General features: G+C 66.5%; 15 protein-coding genes. 7 read left to right on the top strand and 8 right to left on the bottom strand.

Going from position 1 to position 21271, the window contains the following annotated elements; all coding sequences use genetic code 11:
- Positions 1 to 43: 43 nt before the first annotated feature.
- Entirely contained in the window at positions 44 to 640 is a 597-nt protein-coding gene (locus tag QE373_RS07740) for an NUDIX hydrolase (RefSeq protein WP_309689642.1), read from the bottom strand.
- Between the two features lie 181 nt (positions 641 to 821).
- Between QE373_RS07740 and QE373_RS07735 the strand changes: the two genes are divergently transcribed.
- The 5 genes from QE373_RS07735 to mtnC all read left to right on the top strand — a co-directional run bounded on the left by QE373_RS07735 (position 822) and on the right by mtnC (position 6045).
- Positions 822 to 2297, top strand: coding sequence for an amino acid permease (locus QE373_RS07735; protein ID WP_123698757.1), 1476 nt, complete (start codon positions 822 to 824; stop codon positions 2295 to 2297).
- A gap of 96 nt (positions 2298 to 2393) precedes the next feature.
- The gene (locus QE373_RS07730; protein WP_057508921.1) at positions 2394 to 3818 is read left to right on the top strand and encodes an amino acid permease; all 1425 of its coding nucleotides are present in this window, start codon (positions 2394 to 2396) and stop codon (positions 3816 to 3818) included.
- A gap of 240 nt (positions 3819 to 4058) precedes the next feature.
- The gene (locus QE373_RS07725) at positions 4059 to 4700 is read left to right on the top strand and encodes a methylthioribulose 1-phosphate dehydratase (RefSeq protein WP_057508920.1); all 642 of its coding nucleotides are present in this window, start codon (positions 4059 to 4061) and stop codon (positions 4698 to 4700) included.
- An 88-nt stretch (positions 4701 to 4788) separates the two neighbouring features.
- Positions 4789 to 5343, top strand: a complete 555-nt coding sequence (locus QE373_RS07720; RefSeq protein WP_309685220.1) for an acireductone dioxygenase — start codon at positions 4789 to 4791, stop codon at positions 5341 to 5343.
- Between the two features lie 6 nt (positions 5344 to 5349).
- Positions 5350 to 6045 carry an acireductone synthase gene (gene mtnC / locus QE373_RS07715; protein ID WP_057508918.1) on the top strand — a complete coding sequence of 232 codons (696 nt, stop codon included), beginning with the start codon at positions 5350 to 5352 and terminating at the stop codon, positions 6043 to 6045.
- A 77-nt stretch (positions 6046 to 6122) separates the two neighbouring features.
- Here the strand turns inward: mtnC and QE373_RS07710 are convergent, their stop codons facing one another.
- The 4 genes from QE373_RS07710 to QE373_RS07695 all read right to left on the bottom strand — a co-directional run bounded on the left by QE373_RS07710 (position 6123) and on the right by QE373_RS07695 (position 12307).
- Positions 6123 to 8762 (bottom strand): glycoside hydrolase family 2 protein, encoded by a 2640-nt coding sequence (locus tag QE373_RS07710; RefSeq protein ID WP_309685217.1) that lies wholly within the window; start codon positions 8760 to 8762, stop codon positions 6123 to 6125.
- Between the two features lie 112 nt (positions 8763 to 8874).
- Positions 8875 to 10062 (bottom strand): AGE family epimerase/isomerase, encoded by a 1188-nt coding sequence (locus QE373_RS07705; RefSeq protein WP_309685215.1) that lies wholly within the window; start codon positions 10060 to 10062, stop codon positions 8875 to 8877.
- Positions 10062 to 11054 carry a carbohydrate kinase gene (locus QE373_RS07700; protein ID WP_309685213.1) on the bottom strand — a complete coding sequence of 331 codons (993 nt, stop codon included), beginning with the start codon at positions 11052 to 11054 and terminating at the stop codon, positions 10062 to 10064. Before QE373_RS07700 ends, QE373_RS07705 begins: the two co-directional genes overlap by 1 nt.
- Before the next feature lie 5 nt (positions 11055 to 11059).
- Positions 11060 to 12307: a sugar MFS transporter gene (locus QE373_RS07695; RefSeq protein ID WP_309689640.1), complete on the bottom strand. Its 1248-nt coding sequence runs from the start codon at positions 12305 to 12307 to the stop codon at positions 11060 to 11062.
- On the opposite strand from QE373_RS07695, the gene QE373_RS07690 reads away from it, so the two are divergent.
- Positions 12273 to 12407 carry a hypothetical protein gene (locus QE373_RS07690; protein WP_309689921.1) on the top strand — a complete coding sequence of 45 codons (135 nt, stop codon included), beginning with the start codon at positions 12273 to 12275 and terminating at the stop codon, positions 12405 to 12407. The genes QE373_RS07695 and QE373_RS07690 overlap by 35 nt on opposite strands.
- Positions 12408 to 12419: 12 nt before the next feature.
- Here the strand turns inward: QE373_RS07690 and QE373_RS07685 are convergent, their stop codons facing one another.
- Both QE373_RS07685 and QE373_RS07680 read right to left on the bottom strand, forming a co-directional pair.
- Positions 12420 to 13475, bottom strand: coding sequence for a LacI family DNA-binding transcriptional regulator (locus tag QE373_RS07685; protein WP_309685211.1), 1056 nt, complete (start codon positions 13473 to 13475; stop codon positions 12420 to 12422).
- Positions 13476 to 13569: 94 nt separating this feature from the next.
- Positions 13570 to 15966: a GH92 family glycosyl hydrolase gene (locus QE373_RS07680; protein WP_309689637.1), complete on the bottom strand. Its 2397-nt coding sequence runs from the start codon at positions 15964 to 15966 to the stop codon at positions 13570 to 13572.
- A 479-nt stretch (positions 15967 to 16445) separates the two neighbouring features.
- Here QE373_RS07680 and QE373_RS07675 point away from each other — a divergent pair, with 479 nt between their 5' ends.
- Positions 16446 to 19511 carry a TonB-dependent receptor gene (locus QE373_RS07675; protein WP_309685209.1) on the top strand — a complete coding sequence of 1022 codons (3066 nt, stop codon included), beginning with the start codon at positions 16446 to 16448 and terminating at the stop codon, positions 19509 to 19511.
- A 163-nt stretch (positions 19512 to 19674) separates the two neighbouring features.
- Here the strand turns inward: QE373_RS07675 and QE373_RS07670 are convergent, their stop codons facing one another.
- A complete protein-coding gene (locus tag QE373_RS07670) occupies positions 19675 to 21267 on the bottom strand; it encodes a calcineurin-like phosphoesterase family protein (RefSeq protein WP_309685208.1) in 1593 nt (530 codons plus the stop codon).
- Positions 21268 to 21271 lie beyond the last annotated feature (4 nt).

Here is a 21271-nt window from a genome sequence, read left to right as displayed (position 1 = left end):
GACGGCCGCTGGCCGTCAACCAACATGTGACGGCCAGCGGCCGTCAGCGTCGGGATGACGGCCAGCGGCCGTCACTACCCAGCCAGCGCCGGGCCATGCGCTGCAGCGATGCGTCCGCCTGCGGATCGGCGGCCAGCTGGGCGATGTCGCGCCAGGCCAGGGCGAGCGATTCTTCGCTGATCGCAAAGGCTTCCGACGCCCCTGCCCGGATCACGAAACGGACGTCGTAGTGCCAGTGCCCGGGCACCTCATGACGCTCGGGGATCCAGTGTTTGTCCAGGTCGAAGATCGCCGGATCGTCCAGCGACAGTCCGGAGAGCCCGGATTCCTCCTCGGCTTCGTTCAACGCCACGCGGGCCAGGTCGCGATCGCCATCGGCATGGCCACCGAGCTGCAGCCAGCGATCCAGCTTGCGGTGGTGGGTCAGCAGAATCCGCTGCCCGTCTGCGCTGACCAGCCATGCACTGCCGGTGAAATGGCCTTCCAGCCGTTCGCGCAGGAAGGGATTCAGGGGATCATCAAGAAGTGTGCTGAATTCGTCAGCCAAGGCGCCCTGCACAGGCACTTCGAGGGCATGTCGGCGAAGCAGTTCACGCAACGGATCGTCAAGCAGGGCAAGGGTTGCGACAGTTTCCAGCATATCCGGCACGCGTTCAGCGAAGGTATCGGCCATTATCGCCAGAAAATGTTGCACGTGCGGCTTGTACATCACCTTCAGCTTTGGCTAAGGTACAGCGAGCCATTCGCATGGCCTTCACCGATCACACGCGCTGGCGACAATGTATCGCCGGCCACCCAACGACCACTTAGGGAAGTACCGCATGCTGAAAGCTCTGTTGAGGGTCAAGCCGGTTGAGCCAGCCGGACACGTTGACGCTGGCGAACCCATCGAAGGCAGCCTGGACGGCGAAGCCACCCTGAAACGGACGCTCACGGCGAAACACCTGATCCTGCTCGGCATCGGTGCGGTGATCGGTGCGGGCATCTTCGTCATGACCGGCCAGGCCGCGGCGTTCCACGCGGGCCCGGCCGTGACCCTGTCCTTCGTCGCCGCCGGCCTTGCCTGCGCACTGGCTGGCCTGTGCTACGCAGAGTTCGCCGCGATGATGCCGGTGTCCGGCAGTGCCTATTCGTACTCCTATGCCACGCTGGGTGAAGGCATGGCGTGGTTCATCGGCTGGTGCCTGGTGCTGGAGTATCTGTTTGCCTCCGCGTCGGTGGCGGTCGGCTGGTCGGCCTACCTGATAAGTTTCATCACCACCACGTTGCACCTGCCGTTCCCGGATGCGCTGAGCGCGGCCCCGGTGGCGTGGGAAAGCGGCCAGTTCATCGCATCGGGCAAACTGTTCAACCTGCCCGCAGTGCTGATCGTGGCTGCGGTGACCGGCCTGCTGTACGTGGGCGTTTCACAGTCGACCTTCGTCAACGGCATCATCGTGGCAATCAAGGTGACCGTGATCTGCCTGTTCATCGCGATCGGCGCGACTTATGTCAATCCGGCCAACTGGCACCCCTTCATTCCGGAGAACACCGGCACCTTCGGCGAGTTCGGCTGGAGCGGCGTGCTACGCGCGGGCTCCATCGTGTTCTTCGCCTTCATCGGCTTCGACGCGGTATCTACCGCCGCCGGTGAAACCAAGGACCCGCAACGCAACATGCCGATCGGCCTGCTCGGGTCGCTGGCGATCTGCACGGTCATCTACGTGATTGTCTGCCTGGTCCTGACCGGCCTGCTGCCTTACCAGCAGCTCGGTACGTCCAAGCCGGTCGCCACCGCGCTGGAAGCCTATCCGCAGCTGGCCTGGCTGAAGACCTTCGTTGAGATCGGTGCCATCGCCGGCCTGTCCTCGGTGGTGCTGGTGATGATGATGGGCCAGACCCGCATCGCCTACACGATTTCCCGCGATGGCCTGCTGCCGAAGATGTTCGGCAAGGTGCACGCGCGCTTCCGCACTCCTTACGTTGCCACCGTGGTGGTGGGCGTCATCGCCGCGTTGTTGGCCGGCCTGATGCCACTGAGCGTGCTCGGCGAACTGGTCTCGATGGGCACCCTGCTGGCCTTCGCCACGGTCTGCGTGGGCGTGCTGGTACTGCGCTACACACGCCCGGAACTGGTGCGTCCGTTCCGCGTGCCGATGGTCTGGCTGATCTGCCCGCTGGGCGCGCTGGCCTGCCTGACGCTGTTCGCGATGGCCTTCCGCGAACACTGGCACCTGTTCGTCGGCTGGACCGTGCTGGGCCTGCTGATCTACTTCGGCTACGGCATGCGCAACAGCAAACTCGCCAAGTCCTCCTGATGCATCACGGGCCGGCTGCACAGCCGGCCCGTCTTCTTTCACGCTCCAACCCCGCAGCCACCCTGTGCCTGCACGCACCGACAAGAACACACACCCATGCTCAAGCAACTGTGGGCCACCAAGCACCCGCACGCCGCCCACGAAGACGCCAACGGCCTCAGCCTCACCCGTACGCTGGGGCCCTGGGGCCTGACCGCACTGGGCATCGGCGCGGTGATCGGCGGCGGCATCTTCGTCATCACCGGCCAGGCCGCCGCCAACCATGCCGGCCCGGCGATCATGCTGTCCTTTGTACTTGCCGCCATCTGCTGCGGTTTCTGCGCGCTGGCCTACGCCGAATTCGCCGCGATGGTGCCGGTGTCCGGCAGTGCCTACAGCTACACCTACGCCACTTTCGGTGAGCTGGCGGCGTGGTTCATCGGCTGGATGCTGGTGCTGGAATACGGCGTCTCCGCTTCGGCGGTGGCGGTCAGCTGGACCGGCTACTTCCTCAGCCTGCTCAGTCATTTCGACATCCACCTGCCCGCCGCGCTGGTCAGCGCGCCACTGGACGGCCAGCTGCGCCCCACCGGCGCGATCGCCAACGTGCCCGCTGCGATCCTGGTACTGCTGCTGACCTGGCTGTGCTACGTCGGCATCCGCAAGTCGTCGGCGATGAACATGGCGATGGTGATCCTGAAAACCGGCCTGATCGTGCTGGTCATCGCGGTGGGCTGGAAGTACGTGGACCCGGCCAACTGGCAGCCGTTCATCCCCGAAAACACCGGCCCGGGCCAGTTCGGCATGGAAGGCGTGCTGCGCGGTGCGGCGATGGTGTTCTTCGCCTACATCGGCTTCGAGGCCGTATCCGTGGCAGCGCAGGAATCACACCGTCCGCAGCGCGACATGCCGATCGGCATGATGCTCTCGCTGGTGATCTGCACCCTGCTCTACATCGCCATGGCCGCGGTCATGACCGGCCTGGTGCCGTACACGCTGCTGGGCACCGACGAACCGGTGGTGACCGCCGTGGCCGCGCACCCGTCGCTGGGGTGGCTGCGCGTGGTGGTGGAAATCGGCGCGCTGGTCGGCCTGTCCTCGGTGGTGCTGGTGATGATCATCGGGCAGCCGCGCATCTTCATGATCATGGGCCGTGATGGCCTGCTGCCGCCGCTGTTCACCAAGATCCATCCGAAGTACCGCACGCCGCACATCAACACGGTGATCACCGGCATCGGCATCGCCCTGCTGGCCGCGCTGTTCCCGTTGGACGTGCTCGGCGAACTGACCTCGATGGGCACGCTGATCGCCTTCGCCGCGGTGTGTGCCGGCGTGCTGGTCCTGCGGCGTACCCAGCCGGACCTGCCGCGGCCGTTCCGCATCCGCGGTGCCTGGCTGGTCTGCAGCCTGGGCGTGCTGAGCTGCATGGCGCTGCTGTCGGCCATGACGTTCCACAACTGGATGCTGATGGGCGTGTGGACGGTGGTCGGTTTCGCGATCTACTTCGGCTACGGCTTCCGCCACAGCCGCCTGCGCCGGTAACAGCCGGCGGGTAGCGGCTGGCGCCGACGGCAGCGGCAGCAGCCGCCGCCAACGTCGCGTGCGACGGCCCGGAGGGTGCCGGTCAGGACGGCCGGCATCGCCCTGCCCGGCGAGCGCAGCGGCGGGTCGTGACGACCCACGGTCGTCACCCAGCACACGTTGACGGCCAGCGGCCGTCACTACCAACGCAGGCCGTCCCCGCCGTCACGTCCACCGGCGGGACCGGATAGAATGGGGCACATGAACGCGCCCACTTTTCCGTATGACAGCCAGCGCCTGAGCGAACTGGCGCAGCTGCTGATCGACAACATCCGCGAGCTGGCCCAGGCCGGCTGGACGCCCGCGACCAGCAGCAACTTCTCGCACCGGCTGGACGACCAGCATGCGGCGATCACCGTGTCCGGCCGTGACAAGGGCCGGCTGATCGAAGATGACATCATGGTCGTCGATTTCGACGGCAAGGCCGTCGGCCGCCCGCTGCGCCCGTCCGCCGAAACCCTGCTGCATACCCAGCTGTATCGTCGCTTCCCCGAAGTCGGCTGCGTGCTGCACACCCATTCCCCGGTGCAGACCATCGCCTCGCGCCTGTACGCACCGCAGGGCCACATCCGGCTGGAAGGCTACGAGCTGCTGAAGGCCTTTGCCGGCAACAGCACGCATGAGATGGCCATCGACGTGCCGGTGTTCGCCAACACCCAGGACATGGACGTGCTGGCCGCCCAGGTCGACGCGCTGCTGGATACCCAGTGCCTGTGGGGCTACCTGATCGACGGCCACGGCCTGTACGCCTGGGGCCGCGACATGGCCGAAGCACGCCGCCACCTGGAAGCGTTCGAGTTCCTGTTCCACTGCGAACTGGAACTGCGCCGCCTGCGCAGCTGAATCGGTGGGGTCATATTCCGGATCGGCATCTGACCCCGCCGCGCCACGCTGCTACCCTACCCGTCCCCCCGACGTTCAAGCTGCCGCCATGAGCCGACTGCGCATCTACAACGACACCGCCCCCGACGCCCCGCTGCTGGACTCCCAGGACGGCGCGCTGATCGCTGCCGAACTGCAGAAGATCGGCGTCACCTTCGAGCGCTGGCAGGCGAGCCAGCCGGTCGCGCCGGGCGCCAGCCAGGAAGAAGTGTTTGCCGCCTACCGCACCGACATCGATCGCCTGGTCGCCGAACGCGGGTTCAAGAGCGTTGACGTAGCGTCCATCGCACCGGACAACCCCAATCGCGCCGAGCTGCGGAAGAAGTTCCTCGACGAACACTTCCACAAGGAAGACGAGGTGCGGTTCTTCGTCGCAGGCTCCGGCCTGTTCACCCTGCACGTGGACGACAAGGTCTATGAGATCGAGTGCGTCAAGGACGACCTGATCGCCGTGCCGGACAGCGTCAACCACTGGTTCGACATGGGCGATGCACCGAGCTTCGTGGCGATCCGGTTCTTCACTGAAGCCGATGGCTGGGTCGGTCATTTCACCGGCACCGACATCGCGCAGAAGTTCCCCCGTTACGTCCCTACCCAGGCCTGAAGATCCATGCAGCCGCGCGTCATCCTCACCGACATCGAAGGCACCACCAGCAGCATCTCGTTCGTAAAGAACGTGCTGTTCCCGTACGCGCGCCAGGCGCTGCCCGGCTTCATCGCCGCCCATGGCGAACAACCGCAGGTGCGGCGCTGGCTGGATGCGGTGGCCACCGAAATCGGCGGCGCCTGCCAGGACAGCGTGGTGGCCGAAACGCTGCAGGGCTGGATCGACCAGGACCGCAAGCACACCGCGTTGAAAGCACTGCAGGGGATGATCTGGGAGACCGGCTACCGCAACGGCGACTACAAGGCGCACTTCTATCCGGAAGTGGCTGCCGTGCTGAAGGGCTGGCACGCCGCCGGGCTGGCGCTGTATGTGTATTCGTCCGGCTCGGTGCCGGCGCAGAAGCAGTTCTTCGGCTTCAGCGAGGCCGGCGACCTGACCGCGCTGGTGTCCGGCTGGTTCGACACCGAAATCGGCGGCAAGCGCGAGGCCGACAGCTACCGCCGCATCGTGGCGGCCATCGGCGTGCCGGCTGCTGAGATCGTGTTCCTGTCCGACGTGGTGGAAGAGCTCGACGCCGCCCGCGAGGCAGGCCTGCAGACCCGCCTGCTGGACCGCCTGGACGATTACCCGCTGCCGCGCAGCGGCGATGCCACGCACGGCCACGACCGGGTAGAGAACTTCCAGCAGATCACGCTCTGAGCCAACCGCGCGGGCCATGCCCGGGTAGCGCCGAAGGCAGCGGCAGCTGGCCGAAGCATGACGGCCAGCGGCCGTCACTACCGCGTCCCAGCCAGCACGTCGCCCAGGGTCTGCACGCGCATGGCCGCGCGCAGCGTTTCGGCATCCGTGCCGGAGCGCACGCGCAGCACCCGCCGCTCGCCGGGCAACAGGTCCAGCAGGTTGTCTTCCAGCACCACCTCGTTTGCCCCGAAATCGATCCACGCTGCACGCACCAGCCCCTGCGCCTGCAGCACCACGTCGCGTGCGTCGCCCTCGCCCTGCAGGCTTGCCTGCAGCTGCCCGGATTGCAGGGCCTGCGCGCGGGCTTCGACGAAGCCAACCACCTGCCGCGACAGCTCCCGATCGCCCTGCAGCATGTCGACCACGGCAATGGTGCGCGCCGGATCCGCCGCGCCCAGCAGGCGGGCATCGCTGAAATGCCCGACCTCGGTCGCTGAGCCCGGCGCCAGCACCAGCGCTTGTTCCTGCGTACCCAGCAGGCGCCCCTGCAGGTCCATGACCCGGAGCCGCCAACGCACGGACTGCGCCTGCGGGGTGTCGTTGAGCAGGCTGACGCGGGTCACGCCCTCCTCGCGCAGCGCCGCCACGGCGAGATCGGCGAAGAAGCGACGCGCCTGGAAATGCAGTCCCTTCCAGTTGCCGTCGTGATCCATGCCCGACCAGGACGCGCCCGGCCAGACATCGTTGAGCTGCCAGTACAGCGACCCCATGGTGTACGGACGCGACGCCCGGTGGTGCAGCGCGGCCAGCTGGATCCCTTCGGCCTGCATCACCTGGGACAGGTACAGGAAGCCGGGAAAATCCGCTGGCTCGCCATAGCCCAGGCGGATGTAATGCAGCAGCCGTTCGTTGCCCAGCCCGGCCATGAATTTCTGGTGCGCCTGGATCACCGGGCTGTCGATGCGCTGCTCGGCACGCGTGGCGAAACGGTCGACCATCGCCTGGGACGGCCAGGACTGCAGCCCATACTCGGACATGAAGCGCGGCGTCTCTTTCAGGTACGCGCCAACCGGCAGCGCCGGGTTGCCCCATACCTGCCAGTAGTGCTTGTCACCGCGGGTGGAGTCGTTGGCCTTGGCATCCAGATCATTGCTGGGCGAGCTGGACCAGTACGGAACCCCCAGGCCGTGTTCGGCCACCACCGCGCGCAGGTCATGCCCGAACAGGTCCACGTAGCCCTGCCACACCCGGGCAGCGAACGCAGGATCGGCCTTTGCCAGATCGCGACCGTGGCCCCAATCCTTCCACGCGGTTTCTTCTTCGTTGTTGCCACACCACAGCACGATGCTGGGGTGGTGGCGCAGCCGGCGCAGGTTGTCGCGGGCCTCGGCGACCACGTTCTTGCGGAACGCCGGATCGAACCCGGGCTGCATGCCGCCGCCGAACATGAAGTCCTGCCAGACCATCAGGCCCAGTTCGTCGGCCAGCTCGAAGTACGCCTCGTCTTCGTAGTACCCGCCGCCCCAGTTGCGCAGCATGTTCATGTTGGCATCGCGCGCGGCGGTCAGGATGGTGCGCAGGCGCGCGGTATCCACGCGTGCGGGGAACGCATCGAAGGGGATCACGTTGGCGCCCTTGGCAAACACCTGGCGACCATTGATGACGAACGCGAAGCCCTGGCCCCCTTGCGCATCCTTGTCGCGCCGCAGCTCCACGCTGCGCAGGCCGATCCGTCGGCCGGCCTGCAGTGCCGGCTCATCGCCCGTGCCCAGCGCGACCTTCACGCGGTAACGGTCCTGCGCGCCCTGCCCGGCCGGCCACCAGCGACGCGGCTGCGGCACCTGCAACGGCACCTGCAGCGTCTGCGTTCCGGCCTGCAGCACCACATCACGGACCACCTGCAGCACCGGTTTGCCGTCCGGATCGCGCAGCTCCAGCCGCAGTGGCACGGTCGCATCGGCGCCGGCATGTTCGACTTCGACCAATGCGGTCAAGGCAGCGAGGTTCGCATCCAGCGCCTCGGTACGCACGGCCAGGTCGGTCACCCGTTGCGCGCCCCAGGTCTCCAGCCGCACGGGCCTCCACACGCCCGCGGTGACATAGCGCGGGCCCCAGTCCCAACCGAAATGGTAGGCAGGCTTGCGTACGAAGTTGCCGACCATCGCATCGCGCGGCTCATCGCCGTAAGGCGAGGGATAATTGCCCGCGATCTTGTGCGGCATCGCCTGCACGGCCGGCAGCAGCTGGGTGATCGGCGAACGGAAGACGATGCGCAGTACATTGCCCTGCGGCTGCAGGCGGCCGTCTACGCGCGCGGTCCAGGTCCGGTGCGCGTTGTCGGCGCGCAGCAGCGGCTGACCGTTGAGCTCCACCTCGGCGAAGGTATCCAGTCCCTCGAACACCAGCTCGGCATGCGGACGCGCCAGTGTCTCGGCATCCACGTCGAAGCCCGCGCGGTACTCCCAATCCGCCAGGCCGATCCATTGCAGCTGCGCTTCAGGCGCACCGACGTACGGATCGCGGATCACGCCCGCGGCCAGCAGATCGGTATGTACGCTGCCCGGCACCTGCGCCGCGCCCCAGCCCGCCGCTTCCGGATGCGCCGCGACCTGCGCACCACCCGGCAACAGACGGAATTCCCAGCGCGCCTGCAGCACACCGGCCTGCGCCAGCATCGGCACCAGGCACGCCAGCACTACCGCACCGAACCGCACCCACGCATCACTGATCCGCATCCGAACACCCCGTCGCAACAATGAGCCCGAAGCGCACGGCAGACCAATCCGCTTTACCGGCCGCACGCGCAGGGAATTTTCCGGAGGCGGCGTACAGGCGCCGCCCTTGTACTCAACCGCCCCGCAGCACGTTCAACACCTCGTAACACGCGCCCATGGTGTGGTAATCCACCTTGCCGGCCGGGCTCTTCTCGTCGCTGTACTTGCGGTTGTCCGCATCCAGGATGCGGAACCACGCGCCGTACTGATGGTCGACGAAGTGTTCCCACGCATACGCCCACAGGCGCTCGTACCAGTCCCAGTACACCGCATCCCCGGTGCGCTGCGCCAACACCGCCGCGGTCGCCAGCGATTCGGCCTGCACCCAGAAATACTTGTCGTCGTCGCAGACGCTGCCATCGGGCGCGAAACCGTAATACAGCCCACCGCGCTGGGCATCCCAGCTGCGTTCCACCGCCACGTCGAACAGATGGCGCGCCATCGGCACCAGCCACTCCGCCTGCACGTGGCGGTCCAGGATCAACAGCAGCTTGGCCCATTCGGTCTGGTGGCCCGGCTGGAACCCCCACGGACGGAACAGGTGCTTGGGATCGTCCAGGTTGTACTTCCAGTCGATGTTCCACTCGCTGTCGTAGTGCTCCCACACCAGGCCGTCTGCCTTGGCCGCCTGGCGACGGGTCATGATGTCGGCCAGCTGCAGCGCGCGATCCAGGTAGCGCTGCTCGCCACTGCTTTCGAACGCAGCCAGCATCGCCTCGCACATGTGCATGTTGGCGTTCTGCCCGCGGTAGCCGCTGAAGTTCCACTGCGCATCGGCTTCATCACGGTACAGACCGTGCGCCGGCTCGTAGAAGCGCGTTTCCAGCAGCTGCCAGGTCTCATCCATCCAGCCGCGTGCGTCCTCGATGCCGGCCTTCAGCGCGCAACTGTACGCCAGCAGCACGAAGGCAACGCCGTAGCAGTGGTTGGTATCGTCTTCCACCACGCCATCGCGCAGTGTCCAGGCATAACCGCCGGTGGCCGGGTTGCGATGCACGTCGCGCAGGTAGCGCACGCCATGCTGCACGCCATCCAGGTACGCCGCATCGCCGAATTCGCGGTAGGCCATGGCGTAGTCGAAGACGAAACGCGTGCTGCTCACCAAGTGGCGATGGGTCGCGTCATAGACGCTGCCGTCGTCACGGAAGTAATGGAAGAAGCCACCCTGCGGATCGATGCAGCGCGGATGGTAGAACGCCATCGTGTGGGCGATGTGGCCGCGCAGGAAGTCCTGCGAGCGGAAGTCCGGGCTCTGGGTCATCAGTGCGATTCCTCGGTTTGCAGCAGTTCGTTGACTTCATCGCGCGTGGGCATGGCCGCGAAGGCGCCCTTGCGGGTCACCGCAAGCGCACCCACGGCGGCGCCGAAGCGCAGCACCTCGTGCATGGCCGGTTCGTCGTTGCAGAACGCCGGCAGGCTCGCGGCGTCCACGCCGCGCTCGACCAGCGCGGTCAGCAGCCCGCCGACGAAGGCATCGCCTGCAGCCGTGCTGTCCACCGTCGTCACCCGGAAACTGGTGGCCTGGCCCTGCGCGCTGCGCGTGTACCAGCGCAGTGCGGCGGCGCCATCGGTGACCACCACCCAGCGCGCCTGCGCGGCAAACAGCCGCTGCAGGACCTGGTCGGCACCACCCTTGCCCAGCGGCGCGGCCAGGAAATCGAGCTCTTCGCGGGACAGCTTGACCACGTCGGCCAGCGCCAGTGCCTGCCACAGCGTCGGCAGTGGATCGGCATCGGCCGGCCACAGCGCCGGGCGCAGGTTGAGGTCCAGGCTGACCAGTGCACCAGCGGCGCGCGCACGCTGCATGCCCTCTAACGTGGCCTGGGCGATGGCCGCTTCGGTCAGGCTGTTGGAACACACGTGGAAGCAGCGGGCCTGCGCGAAGCAGGCCGCGTGGAAGTGCTCGGCGCGGAACAGCAGGTCCGCCGCCGGTGGCCGGTAGAAGCTGAAACTGCGCTCGCCATGTGGATCCAGCGCCACGAACGCCAGCGCCGTCTTGGCCGCTTCGGTACGTGCGATGTAGTCGATGCCCACGCCGTGCTGCTGCAGGCTGTCGGCCAGGAAATCACCAAACATGTCCCGGCCCAGCATGCCCACGAACTGGGTATCCACGCCCAGCCGCGCAGCGGCGACAGCGACGTTGGCGGGCGCCCCTCCGGCGTATTGCAGGAAGGCGCGCGGCTCGGACGGAGAGGCCGGCGGCTGCGCTAGTAGATCGATCAAAATCTCGCCGAAGCAGACAATGGTGCCCATCTGGATCAGCCTCCGCGCGGTGCGATGGCCGGCAGGCGGGCGCCGACCAGGCCGAAGAAGATGACGTAGCCGTAGCACAGCAGCGGCAGGATGAAGCTCGGCTGCAGACCGATGTGGTCGGCCAGCACGCCCTGCAGGTACGGCACCAGCGCGCCACCGACGATGGCCATGATCAGCAGGCTGGAGGCCTTGTTGGTGAGCGGGCCCAGGCGCTCGATACCGAGCGCGAAGATGGTCGGGAACATGATGGAGTTGAACAGGCCGATGGCCACCACCGAATACAGCGCGACCTGGCCCGAACTGGCCATCGTGGTGCCCAGCAGCAGCACGTTGATGCCAGCGAACAGGGCCAGCATGTGGCGCGGCGAATAGCGGGTCAGCAGCGCCGAACCGGCGAACCGGCCGATCATCGCCATCGTCCAGTACGCGGACACGTAATGCGTGGCCTGCTGTTCGGTGAAGCCGCCGATGGTCGGCATCGACAGGTAGTTGACCAGGAAGCTGCCGATGGACACTTCGGCGCCCACGTAGAAGAAGATGCCCAGCACCGCGAACAGCAGGTGGCGATGGCGCAGGGCCGCGCCGTAGCTCTGCTGCGGACCGTCATCCACCTTCTCGGCACTTTCGCTCAGGGTGGGCAGGCGGAACAGGTAGACGAACAGGGCCAGCAGCACCAGTGCGATCGCCAGGCCGATGTACGGGCCCTGCACCGACTGCGCTTCGGCGGCGCGGTAGGCTGCCTGTTCGGCCACCGACAGCGCATTGATCTCATCGGCGCTCTTGACCGTGTTGCCAAGGATCAGCAGTCCGCCGAAGATCGGCGCGATCGCCGTACCCAGCGAGTTCAGTGCCTGGGCGAGGGTCAACCGGCTGGAACTGGTTTCCACCGGACCCAGCAGCGCCACGTACGGGTTGGCGGCGACCTGCAGCACGGTGATGCCGGTGGCCAGCACGAACAGCGCACCCAGGAAAGCGCTGTACTCACGCAGCTCGGCGGCGGGCCAGAAGCCCAGCGCGCCCACGCCGGCGATCAACAGGCCGGCCACGATGCCTTTCTTGTAACCCAAGTGGGCCACCAGCCGACCGGCAGGCAGGGACATCAGGAAGTACGCGCCGAAGAAGGTGAACTGCACGAGCATGGCGCGCGCGTAATTCAGTTCGAACACCGCCTTCAGGTGGGGAATGAGGATGTCATTGAGGCAGGTCAGGAAGCCCCACATGAAGAAGATGGTGGTGGCCACGCCCAGCGCCATGCGGGTGTTGACCGGTGGTGCGCCTTGCCCGGGCGTGGTGTTCAAACGGGGCGTTGATGAAATCGGCATGCGGGTTCGCGCCTCGGTGCGCGTAGGTTGAATGTGGAAGGGTTCAGAGCGGGCGTGCCGCGCTGCTTTCGCGGATGCGCAGCTGCACGGGGGCGACGGTGCGCTTGGGGGGCGCATCGGGGGACTGTACGCGCTGCAGCAGCAGCTCGGCGGCTTGTCGGCCACGCGCGCGCGGATCGACGGTCAGGGTGGTCAGCGGCGGCACCGCCACCGAGGCTTCGGGGATGTCATCGAACCCGGTCACGGCGAAATCGCCGCCCGGGCGGATGCCGCGCGAGGTCAGGCCCAGCATCAGGCCCAGCGCCACGGTGTCGTTGTAGCAGACCGCAGCACTCGGCCGCAGGCCATCGACGAACAGCTCGTCGACCCGCCGCGCCGCTTCAAGCCGGTTCGGCGCCGATTCGATCAGCCATTGCGGGGTCACCGGCAGGCCGGCGTCGGCCAGCGCCTGCTGGTAGCCGGCACGGCGCTGTTCGCACGAACTGGAATCGGCATGGCCACCAAAGAAAGCGATCTCGCGGTGGCCCCGCTCGATCAGGTGCCGGGTGGCCAGATAGGCGCCCTGCTGGTTGTCCAGTGCAAGGAAATCCCAGTCCGCGCCAACCAGCGCGCGGTTGAACAGCAGCACGTTCGCGGTGGGGCCCAGCGCCTGGCGCACCTGCGCCGTATCGCTGCCCTCGGCCGGTGACAGGATCAGGCCGGCCGGGGTGTGTTCCATCAGCGTGCCCAGCACCGCCTGCTGCCGCTGCGGCGATTCACCGGTGCTGCCGAGCAGGGTCACGTAGCCCTGCTCGCCCAGCGCCTCGTCCACGCCGGCGGCGAATTCCGCGAAGAACGGGTTGGACAGATCGTTGATCACCAGGGCCACGCTGGACGAAGTCCGACGCCGCAGGTTGGCCGCCGCCCGGTTGTAGACGTAGCGCTGCCGGCGCAGCTCGGCTTCCACCTTGGCACGCGTATCCACGTTCACCAGCGGGCTGCCACGCAGCACCAGCGACACGGTCGCCCGTGACACGCCGATGGCTTGGGCGATGTCGGTCACCGTGACGGCACGCTCGCCGCCTTTGCGCGGGGGCCTTGTGCTGCTGGAGTCATTCATCCTGGAATCGACCCTGGGATCGGATAGGTACCTGAATCATAGCGGGCGCGGCGCACCCTGCCACGGGCGAGCGCAGCGAAGGGCGCGCAACGCTTCATTCCAGCATGCTGCCCGGGGCGGCGCAGTACGACACCGGCAGGTCGCTGGTGGCCGTGCCCCAGCCCTGCTGCGGCGCCTGCGTGCCCAGCGTCCAGTGGATGTCGGCGCCGGCCTGCAGGGTTTCCCAGTCCAGCCATACCGCCGACTGCGCCTTGCCATCCACTTCCACGCCCTGCACGTACTGCAGGCTGCGCCCGTCCGCGCCGGGGGCACGCAGGGTCAGCTGGCGGCCATTGCCGAGTGCAACATCCACCTTGGCGAAGCGCGGGGCGTGCAGCAGGAACTCGCCGCTGCCCGGCACCGCCGGATACAGGCCCAGCGCACTGAACAGGTACCACGCCGACATCGTGCCCAGGTCGTCGTTGCCGGTGACCCCGTTCGGTGCGTTGGTGAACAACTGCTGCGCGGCACGCACCACGGTGGCGGTCTTCCACGGCTGGCCGATCAGCGTGTACATCCACGGCGCATGCAGGTCCGGTTCGTTGTTGGGGTTGTAGCGGTACTGGTTGTAGTAGCTGTACGGGCCCACCACCCATTCCTTGCGCGCGGCATTCAGGGGATCGGCCAGCAGCGCATCCATCGCGAAGAAGGCATCCAGGCGCTTGCCGGCCTGCTCGCGACCATGCATCGCCTCCACCAGGCCCGGCACGTCCTGCTGCGCCAACCACTGGTACTGCCAGGCGGTGCCTTCATGGAACCCATGGTGCGAGCGCGGGCTGTAGTGTCCATCGGACGGCGTATACCACTGCTCGCCTTCGGTGCGCGGACGCGGGAAGCCGGTGAAGCCGGTCTCGTCATCGCGGACCGACACGTCCCACACGTTGCGCCAGTTGCGCCCACGCTGACGCAGGGTCGCCGCATCGGCGGCATGGCCCAGGCCATCGGCCATCCGGGCCAGCGCGCAGTCGGCCAGCGCGTATTCCAGCGTCGCCGAACCGCCATGGTGCGGATCGACATCCATGCCCTTCGACGGGAACGCGCGGTCATACACCACGTAGCCCTTGTCCAGATAGGACGGATTGCCCGAACGGCCGGCCGCGCGGGAGTTCAGCGGCGGCACGTCGAAGGCATTGCGGCGCAGTGCCGACCACGCTTCCTGCTCGCGCCCCTGCAGTGCGCCGAAGCGCCACAGGTCGGCCATGAAGGGCGTCACCGGATCGCCGGTCATGATGTTGGTTTCGAAGTTCGCATAGCCCCAGCGTGGCAGCCAGCCGCCCTGGGCATCGATGGCCAGCAACGTCCGGCCGATATCACGCGCCACCTGCGGCCGCGTCAGTGCCAGCCACTGGTTCTGCGCGCGATAGGTATCCCACAGCGAGAAATACTCGTAGTAGGTCCAGCCGTCGGCGCGATGGATCGCATCATCGTAGCCGCGGTAGCGTCCGTCGGCATCGCTGCCGGTCATGGGTTGCAGCAGCGCGTGGTACAGCGCGGTGTACAGCACCGTGCGGTCGTCCTTGCTGCCACCATCCAGCTTCACCGTCGACAGTTCTTCGCGCCAGGCGTCCTGCGCCAACCGGCGCATCCGGTCGAAGCCGAGCAGCTTGCCGCCCTGCATGCCATCGCTGCGCAGGTTGGTACGGGCGCCTTCGGCGTCCACGTGCGAGATCGCACTGACCGCGGTGACCGCACGCCCCTGCGCCATGTCAAAGCTGAGCCAGGCCCCGTTCGGCTTGGCCTCGCCTTCCATGCTGTGGCGCGCGCCTGCCAGCCCCCGTTCTTCGCCCCAGACCCCGTGGGCCTTGAACGGGCGGTCGAACTCGATCCGGAACCACGTCGTGTACTGGTGGCCGCCACAGAAGCTCTTGGTGACCAGCTTGCCTTCCACCACCCGGTCGCCGACCACGTCGATGACACTGCCGATCACCGAATGGCGCTCGTTGGCCTGGCCGACATTCACCAGTACGTGGCCTTCTTTCTGCCCGGCCGCGAAGGTATAGCGTTCGGCTGCGGCGCGGGTACGCGCGGTGGCTTCGGCGTCGATGCCGCCGTAGCTGGTCAGGCGGACGCGGTAATAGCCGGCCTGGCCGACTTCACCGGCATGCTCGTAGGTGGACGCATAGGCTTTGTGATCGAAGGCCTTGGGATTGGACGTATCGAAATCGCCGCCTGCGCCGATGGTGCCGGTGACCGGCAGCACCGAAACCTGTCCGCCCTGTTCCCAGCATCCGGCGCCGGACAGGAACGAATGGCCGAAGCCACGGATTTTTTCATCGTCGTAGCGCCAGCCGGCGTAATGGCTGCCGATCGGGCTGACCTGGATCAGGCCGAACGGGGCCGAGGCGCCCGGGAAGGTGTTGCCATCATCCTTGCTGCCGATGAAGGTGTTTACTTCGCGCTCCAGCGCAGCCGGCGCGGCCTGCAGGACGGGCGCGGCGGACAGCGCGATCACGCACGCCAGCGAGGCGATGGGCGTGAAGGCATGCAGGCGGAAACAACGTCGGAAGGTCACGTTCAAGGGCTCCTTGGCGGGCGTTGGCAGGTCAGGATCCGAGCCGGCATTCCCACGTCGCGGGATGCCGACACGATGCCTGTCCGGTCGATTTAGATCGATTGAAGTAAACATGAACGTTCGCTGCCGCGCATCCTGCAGCGCAGCATGGAAGCCCGGCCGACCGGGCCGTGCCGGACTGCAAACGTTTTCATATTGCGCAGCAGCATGCCAGTTGAGTCAGGCCGTGTTAAAAAATGCGCGCCAATCGTTTAGATCGATCCAACTTCAAACGGTCACGATTGCCGGGTTCGGAATCCGACAGCAACGCCATCAGGTGCCCTGTCTCTCCTGCCCCACGCTTGCGGTCTCGCGTCAAAACATAAGATCGATTCAAGTATTTCGTATCAGCCAACGGTTCGATCCAGGAGAGGGAGAGAATGAATTACATGTCACACAAGCACGGTTCCCACGCCCTGTCGGCCGCCATCGCATTCGCCTTGGCGGCCACTGCGGCGCCGGCGTTTGCCCAGGACGCAGCACCGGCCACCCCCACCGCCTCGCCCAGCGCCACCACGCTGGACAGCGTCAATGTCACCGGCTACCGCTACGCCATCGAAAAGAGCCTGCAGCAGAAGCGTGACGCCAATGCCGTGGTCGAAGTCATCACCGCAGAAGACGTCGGCAAGTTCCCCGACAAGAACGTCGCCGATGCCCTGCAGCGCGTGCCCGGCGTGGTCATCACCCGTGATGGCGGCGAAGGCAAGAATGTCAGCGTGCGCGGCCTGGATGCCGACCTGACCCTGACCCAGTTGAACGGCAACTACATCGCCACCTCGGAAACCAACAACGAGGCCTCGCGTTCGTTCAACTACACCCTGCTGCCGTCGAACATGCTGGAGAGCGCGGAGCTGTTCAAGTCGCCCGAAGCGCGCATCGACGAAGGCGGCATCGGCGGCACGGTGATCCTGCATACCCGCCGTCCGCTGGAGATGGAAGCCAATTCCGGTTTCGTCAACATCGAAGGCGTCACCTCCGATACCAGCGACAGCGTGGACCCGAACCTGTCGGCGATGTACGCCTGGCACAGCAAGGACGAGCGCTTCGGCGTGCTGATCGGAGCGACCAAGCAGAAGCGCACCAACCGCAGCATGGAAGTCACTGTCGATGACTACCAGTGGTACGGCGCCGGCACCCAGGCCAAGGATGCCTACGGCAATACGCTGCCGCAGGATGGCATCCACTACTGGTGGGGCGAGTCCGGCTTCAACAACCAGACCGGTGGCAACTACAGCGAGTTCTTCATGCCGACGTCGGTCAACTTCGGCGTGCGCGAGGAAGAGCGCGAGCGCACCGGCGGCCAGTTCACCTTCCAGTTCAAGCCGGTCGACAACCTGACCGTCACCGCCAACTACTTCCGCTTCGAGCTGTCCGGCGATTACACGCTGAACCAGGCCAAGATCCCGGAGTGGAACATCGCCCGCTACAACGGCGACGGCAACTGGGCCGGCGGACGCCTGCTCAATGGCATGGACTTCGATTCCAGCGGCAGCATCGTCACCGGCGCGCAGTTTGAGAAGCTGCCGGGCAAGGCGTACTACTGCAGCGAAGCACAGGCCGCCGCCGCCGGCATGGCGCCGGGTGGCTGGGGTCCGGATGACTGCACCATCCCCACCCCGCAACTGAGTGGTGCCTACAGCCGCGAAAAGGCGCTGTCGCAGACCGGCGACCTGACCGTGGACTGGGAAATCAGCCCGCTGTCCAAGGTGACCTTCAAGGGTGGCCGCACCTGGTCCGAAGGCGGCCCGTCGATCAACTTCCGCATGTCGGCCAAGCCGCGCCGCCAGGTCGATGGCGTGTGGCAGTCCGGCAACAGCTACAGCGCGTATGACCTGACCGGCACCCCGTCGGCCACGTTCTCGCCGGACCTGCAGGACCAGTTGATGGCCGGCATCGCCGAGATCGACACCGGCTCGACCGATTCGTCGTGGCGCGAAACCAGCATCGAACAGAACTACTTCCAGGCCGACTTCACCCGCCTGTTCGAAAGCGGCTTCATCGATTCGTTCCAGTTCGGCGTGAAGTACCGCGACGGCAAGGTGCATCGCAACACCGGCAACACCTACTGGGCCTGCCAGGGCGCTGATCCGAACGACTACGAGGCCCGTTACCAGGCCGGCAACTGTGCCGACCCGGAAAAGAGCGTCGCACAACCGGGCTTCTTCCTGTCCAACCCGATCGATGACATCGCCGGCGGCTTCAATGCCAACGTGATGCCGGGCATCAACTACCCGGCTTACCTGGCCTACCTCAACGAACGCTACGGCGGCATGCAGAAGCGGATCGAGCCGGACTTCGTCTACGACGTCAACGAGAAGATCTACTCGACCTACTTCCAGGCCAACTTCCGCACCGAACGCGTCCGCGGCAACCTGGGCGTGCGCCTGGTGCAGACCAGGCAGATGGCTTCGTCGAGTGATTCGGTCGAACGCTTCATGGATTACTTCGTCGACGGTGCCGATGGCAATCCGCTGGCCTGCCCGACCGGCACGCCGCCAGCCGGCACGGTCTGCGAGTCCGGTTTCGTGCGCCGCGACGTACGCGAGAAGACCTATGAACAGTCCAGCCTGAGCAAGACCTACACCGACGTCCTGCCCAGCTTCAACATCGCCTGGGACATCACTGAAAACCTGGTGCTGCGCGGTGCGGCGTCCAAGGTTATCGCACGCCCGGGTTACACCAGCATCGCCTACCCGGGCGGCCTGGAGTACATCAGCGAGGAATACAGCAACGACCGTCGCGTCGCCGGTGGCACCACCACCCCGGGCTGGTACGGTTCGGGCAGCAACAAGCAGCTGGAACCGTTCGAGGCCCTGCAGTACGACCTGGGCCTGGAGTACTACTTCAAGCCGGGCGCCGTGGCCGGCGTGGCCCTGTTCCGCAAGGACGTGGACAACTTCACCGTGCCGGTGGTGACCGACCAGCAGATGGACGTGGGCGGTGAGATGGTCACGGTGCAGAACTATTCCACCGAAGCCAACGGCCGCGATGGCGTGTCGCAGGGTGTGGAGCTGTATGGCCAGTACACCTTCGACATGGGCTTCGGCGTGCAGGCCAACTACACCTACAACGACACCAACCTGGCCTCGATCGTGCTGGATGGGGAAAACATCGGTGCCTCGCCGCTGGTCGGCAGTGCGAAGAACCAGGCCAACGTGACCCTGTTCTACGAGAACGACAAGTTCCTCGCGCGCGCTTCCTACAACCGTCGTGGCGAAGTGGTCGGCGGGCTCAACAACGGCATGACCGTGTTCACCGAGCCCTACGACCAGCTGGACCTCAATGCGGCCTACAACCTGACCGAGGCGCTGACCCTGACCGCTTCGGTGCTCAATGCCACCAAGTCCGAACAGCGCACGCACCTGGGTGGCGACACCAAGGCCCGCCTGATCTCCAACATCTACAGCGGCCGCCAGTTGTACTTCGGCCTGAACTACAAGTTCTGATCTGAAAAACCCCGCCTCGCGGCGGGGTCGGTTCTCTCCGCGGCAGCCGCGCCTTGATGGGTGGCTGCCGTTTTTTTTTCCGCTGTCCGCTGCGCTCGCCGGGCATGGGCCGGCGCTACCGGCCGGCGCCCCGGTAGCGCCGCGCCATGCGCGGCGGAATGCCTCAGGGCTGGGCCGCCTGCAACGCGTAGCGCGTGCTGGCGGTATGGACCGAACCATCCGGCTGGGTCGCGCGCACGTCCACCTTGTGCTCGCCCACGGCCAGGTCGGTGGCCAGCGCGCCGCGCCACAGGTGCGGCGACGGAGTGGCTTCCGGCGAACGGTCATACCCCCGCAGCGCCGGGGCCAGGTCGTCGGCCACGTTTTCCGCCAGCAGCCGCGGATCGCCTTGGCGTACCTGCTTCATCGGTCGCCACGCGCCGCCGTCGATGCGGAACTCCACGCGCGTGGCATCCTCGCCCATGTACACGTTGGCGAACACGCCCCACGCCGGATAGGCGCCCTGGCGCAGCACCTTCGGTGCATGCAGTCCGATCTGCTCGCTGTCCGCTGCACCGGCCACGCGGTACTGCAGGCGGTAGGTCCCGTTGCCGGCCACGTCCAGCAGCGCATAGCCCTTGGGCGTGCCATCACTCATGGTGCTGTCCGGCACGCCATGGCGATCCTTGACCCCGGACCAGAACGCACCGCAGTTGGCGCCGACGTTGTACTCGTGCAGCGGCTTGTCGCCCTGCCAGCCTTCGGCCGCGCCATGGTAGTAGTGTTGCTGGGTATGGCTGTGGCCGCTCAGCACCAGCACGTTGCTGAAGGGCTTGAGCATCTCGAACAGGCGCTGGCGGTCGGCATGGCGGAAGGTTTCGCGGCCCGGTGCGGCATCGAACAGCGGGATATGCATCCCGAGCACCAGCAGGCGGTCATGCGGCAGGCCCTTCAGGTACTGCGCCAGGAAAGCGAACTGGTCCTCGCGCAGGCCGCCGACATACGTCGGCCGCGCGGCCGGGTCGTACACAACGTCATCCATGAACAGGAAGCTGGCCCCGCCCTCTTCCACCGCGTAGGTGTCCGGTCCGTACACCGCACGCCAGCTGTCCAACGCGTGCGCGTCGCTGCCGGCATCGAAATCCAGGTCGTGGTTGCCCGGCACGTGGAACCACGGAATGCCGAGCTGGGTGGTCACCCTGTTGATGTCCGGATACAGCGACAGATCGTCATTGACGATGTCGCCCAGCGTGGTGCCCAGGCGCGCCCTGGTCTTTCCCACCAGGGGGCTGACGATGGACTGCTCGTAGTAACCGATGTCGCCCCGCGTGGCCGTCTGCGGATCAGTGAACACCAGCATCTGGAAGCCGCGACGGTTGTCGTGCTTTTCCGGCGCCAGCGCGAAATCGTAGGCCGTGGCCGACGTGGTGGTCGGCGCGATCCCGCGGTACTTCAACGACGGGGAACCCTGCGGTGCGTAGTGGCGCCAGAATGCGGGCAATCCATCGGCGCCGGCCGGAATGCGGTAGCCGTCGGGCTTGACGATGAACACCGTATCCCCGGACTGGACCGGCAGGCGATAGCTGCCGTCGGCACTGGTGCGCACGATGCTGCGGCCGTTGGACACCTGCACCCCGCCCATGCCGGGATCGGTGGGCCCGCGACCGGGCTTGCCGTCACGTTCCTGGTAGACCCGTCCGCTGACGGTGACCGCGTCGGCCCATGCGGGGGCGCTGGTGAGAAGCAGGCACAACAGCCCTGCGGCATGCAGTTTCATGATC

The organism is Stenotrophomonas sp. SORGH_AS_0321, from assembly GCF_031453215.1.
Lineage (GTDB): Bacteria > Pseudomonadota > Gammaproteobacteria > Xanthomonadales > Xanthomonadaceae > Stenotrophomonas > Stenotrophomonas chelatiphaga.
Note: the sequence above shows the minus strand (reverse complement) of the source record. Positions and strands in the feature narration are given on the sequence as shown.

Coding starts and splice junctions, on each gene's coding strand:
- QE373_RS07740 (WP_309689642.1), bottom strand. CDS start 640: ATGCTGGAAACTGTCGCAACCCTTGCCCTGCTTGACGATCCGTTGCGT.
- QE373_RS07735 (WP_123698757.1), top strand. CDS start 822: ATGCTGAAAGCTCTGTTGAGGGTCAAGCCGGTTGAGCCAGCCGGACAC.
- QE373_RS07730 (WP_057508921.1), top strand. CDS start 2,394: ATGCTCAAGCAACTGTGGGCCACCAAGCACCCGCACGCCGCCCACGAA.
- QE373_RS07725 (WP_057508920.1), top strand. CDS start 4,059: ATGAACGCGCCCACTTTTCCGTATGACAGCCAGCGCCTGAGCGAACTG.
- QE373_RS07720 (WP_309685220.1), top strand. CDS start 4,789: ATGAGCCGACTGCGCATCTACAACGACACCGCCCCCGACGCCCCGCTG.
- mtnC (WP_057508918.1), top strand. CDS start 5,350: ATGCAGCCGCGCGTCATCCTCACCGACATCGAAGGCACCACCAGCAGC.
- QE373_RS07710 (WP_309685217.1), bottom strand. CDS start 8,762: ATGCGGATCAGTGATGCGTGGGTGCGGTTCGGTGCGGTAGTGCTGGCG.
- QE373_RS07705 (WP_309685215.1), bottom strand. CDS start 10,062: ATGACCCAGAGCCCGGACTTCCGCTCGCAGGACTTCCTGCGCGGCCAC.
- QE373_RS07700 (WP_309685213.1), bottom strand. CDS start 11,054: ATGGGCACCATTGTCTGCTTCGGCGAGATTTTGATCGATCTACTAGCG.
- QE373_RS07690 (WP_309689921.1), top strand. CDS start 12,273: ATGAAGAAGATGGTGGTGGCCACGCCCAGCGCCATGCGGGTGTTGACC.
- QE373_RS07695 (WP_309689640.1), bottom strand. CDS start 12,307: ATGGCGCTGGGCGTGGCCACCACCATCTTCTTCATGTGGGGCTTCCTG.
- QE373_RS07685 (WP_309685211.1), bottom strand. CDS start 13,475: ATGAATGACTCCAGCAGCACAAGGCCCCCGCGCAAAGGCGGCGAGCGT.
- QE373_RS07675 (WP_309685209.1), top strand. CDS start 16,446: ATGAATTACATGTCACACAAGCACGGTTCCCACGCCCTGTCGGCCGCC.
- QE373_RS07670 (WP_309685208.1), bottom strand. CDS start 21,267: ATGAAACTGCATGCCGCAGGGCTGTTGTGCCTGCTTCTCACCAGCGCC.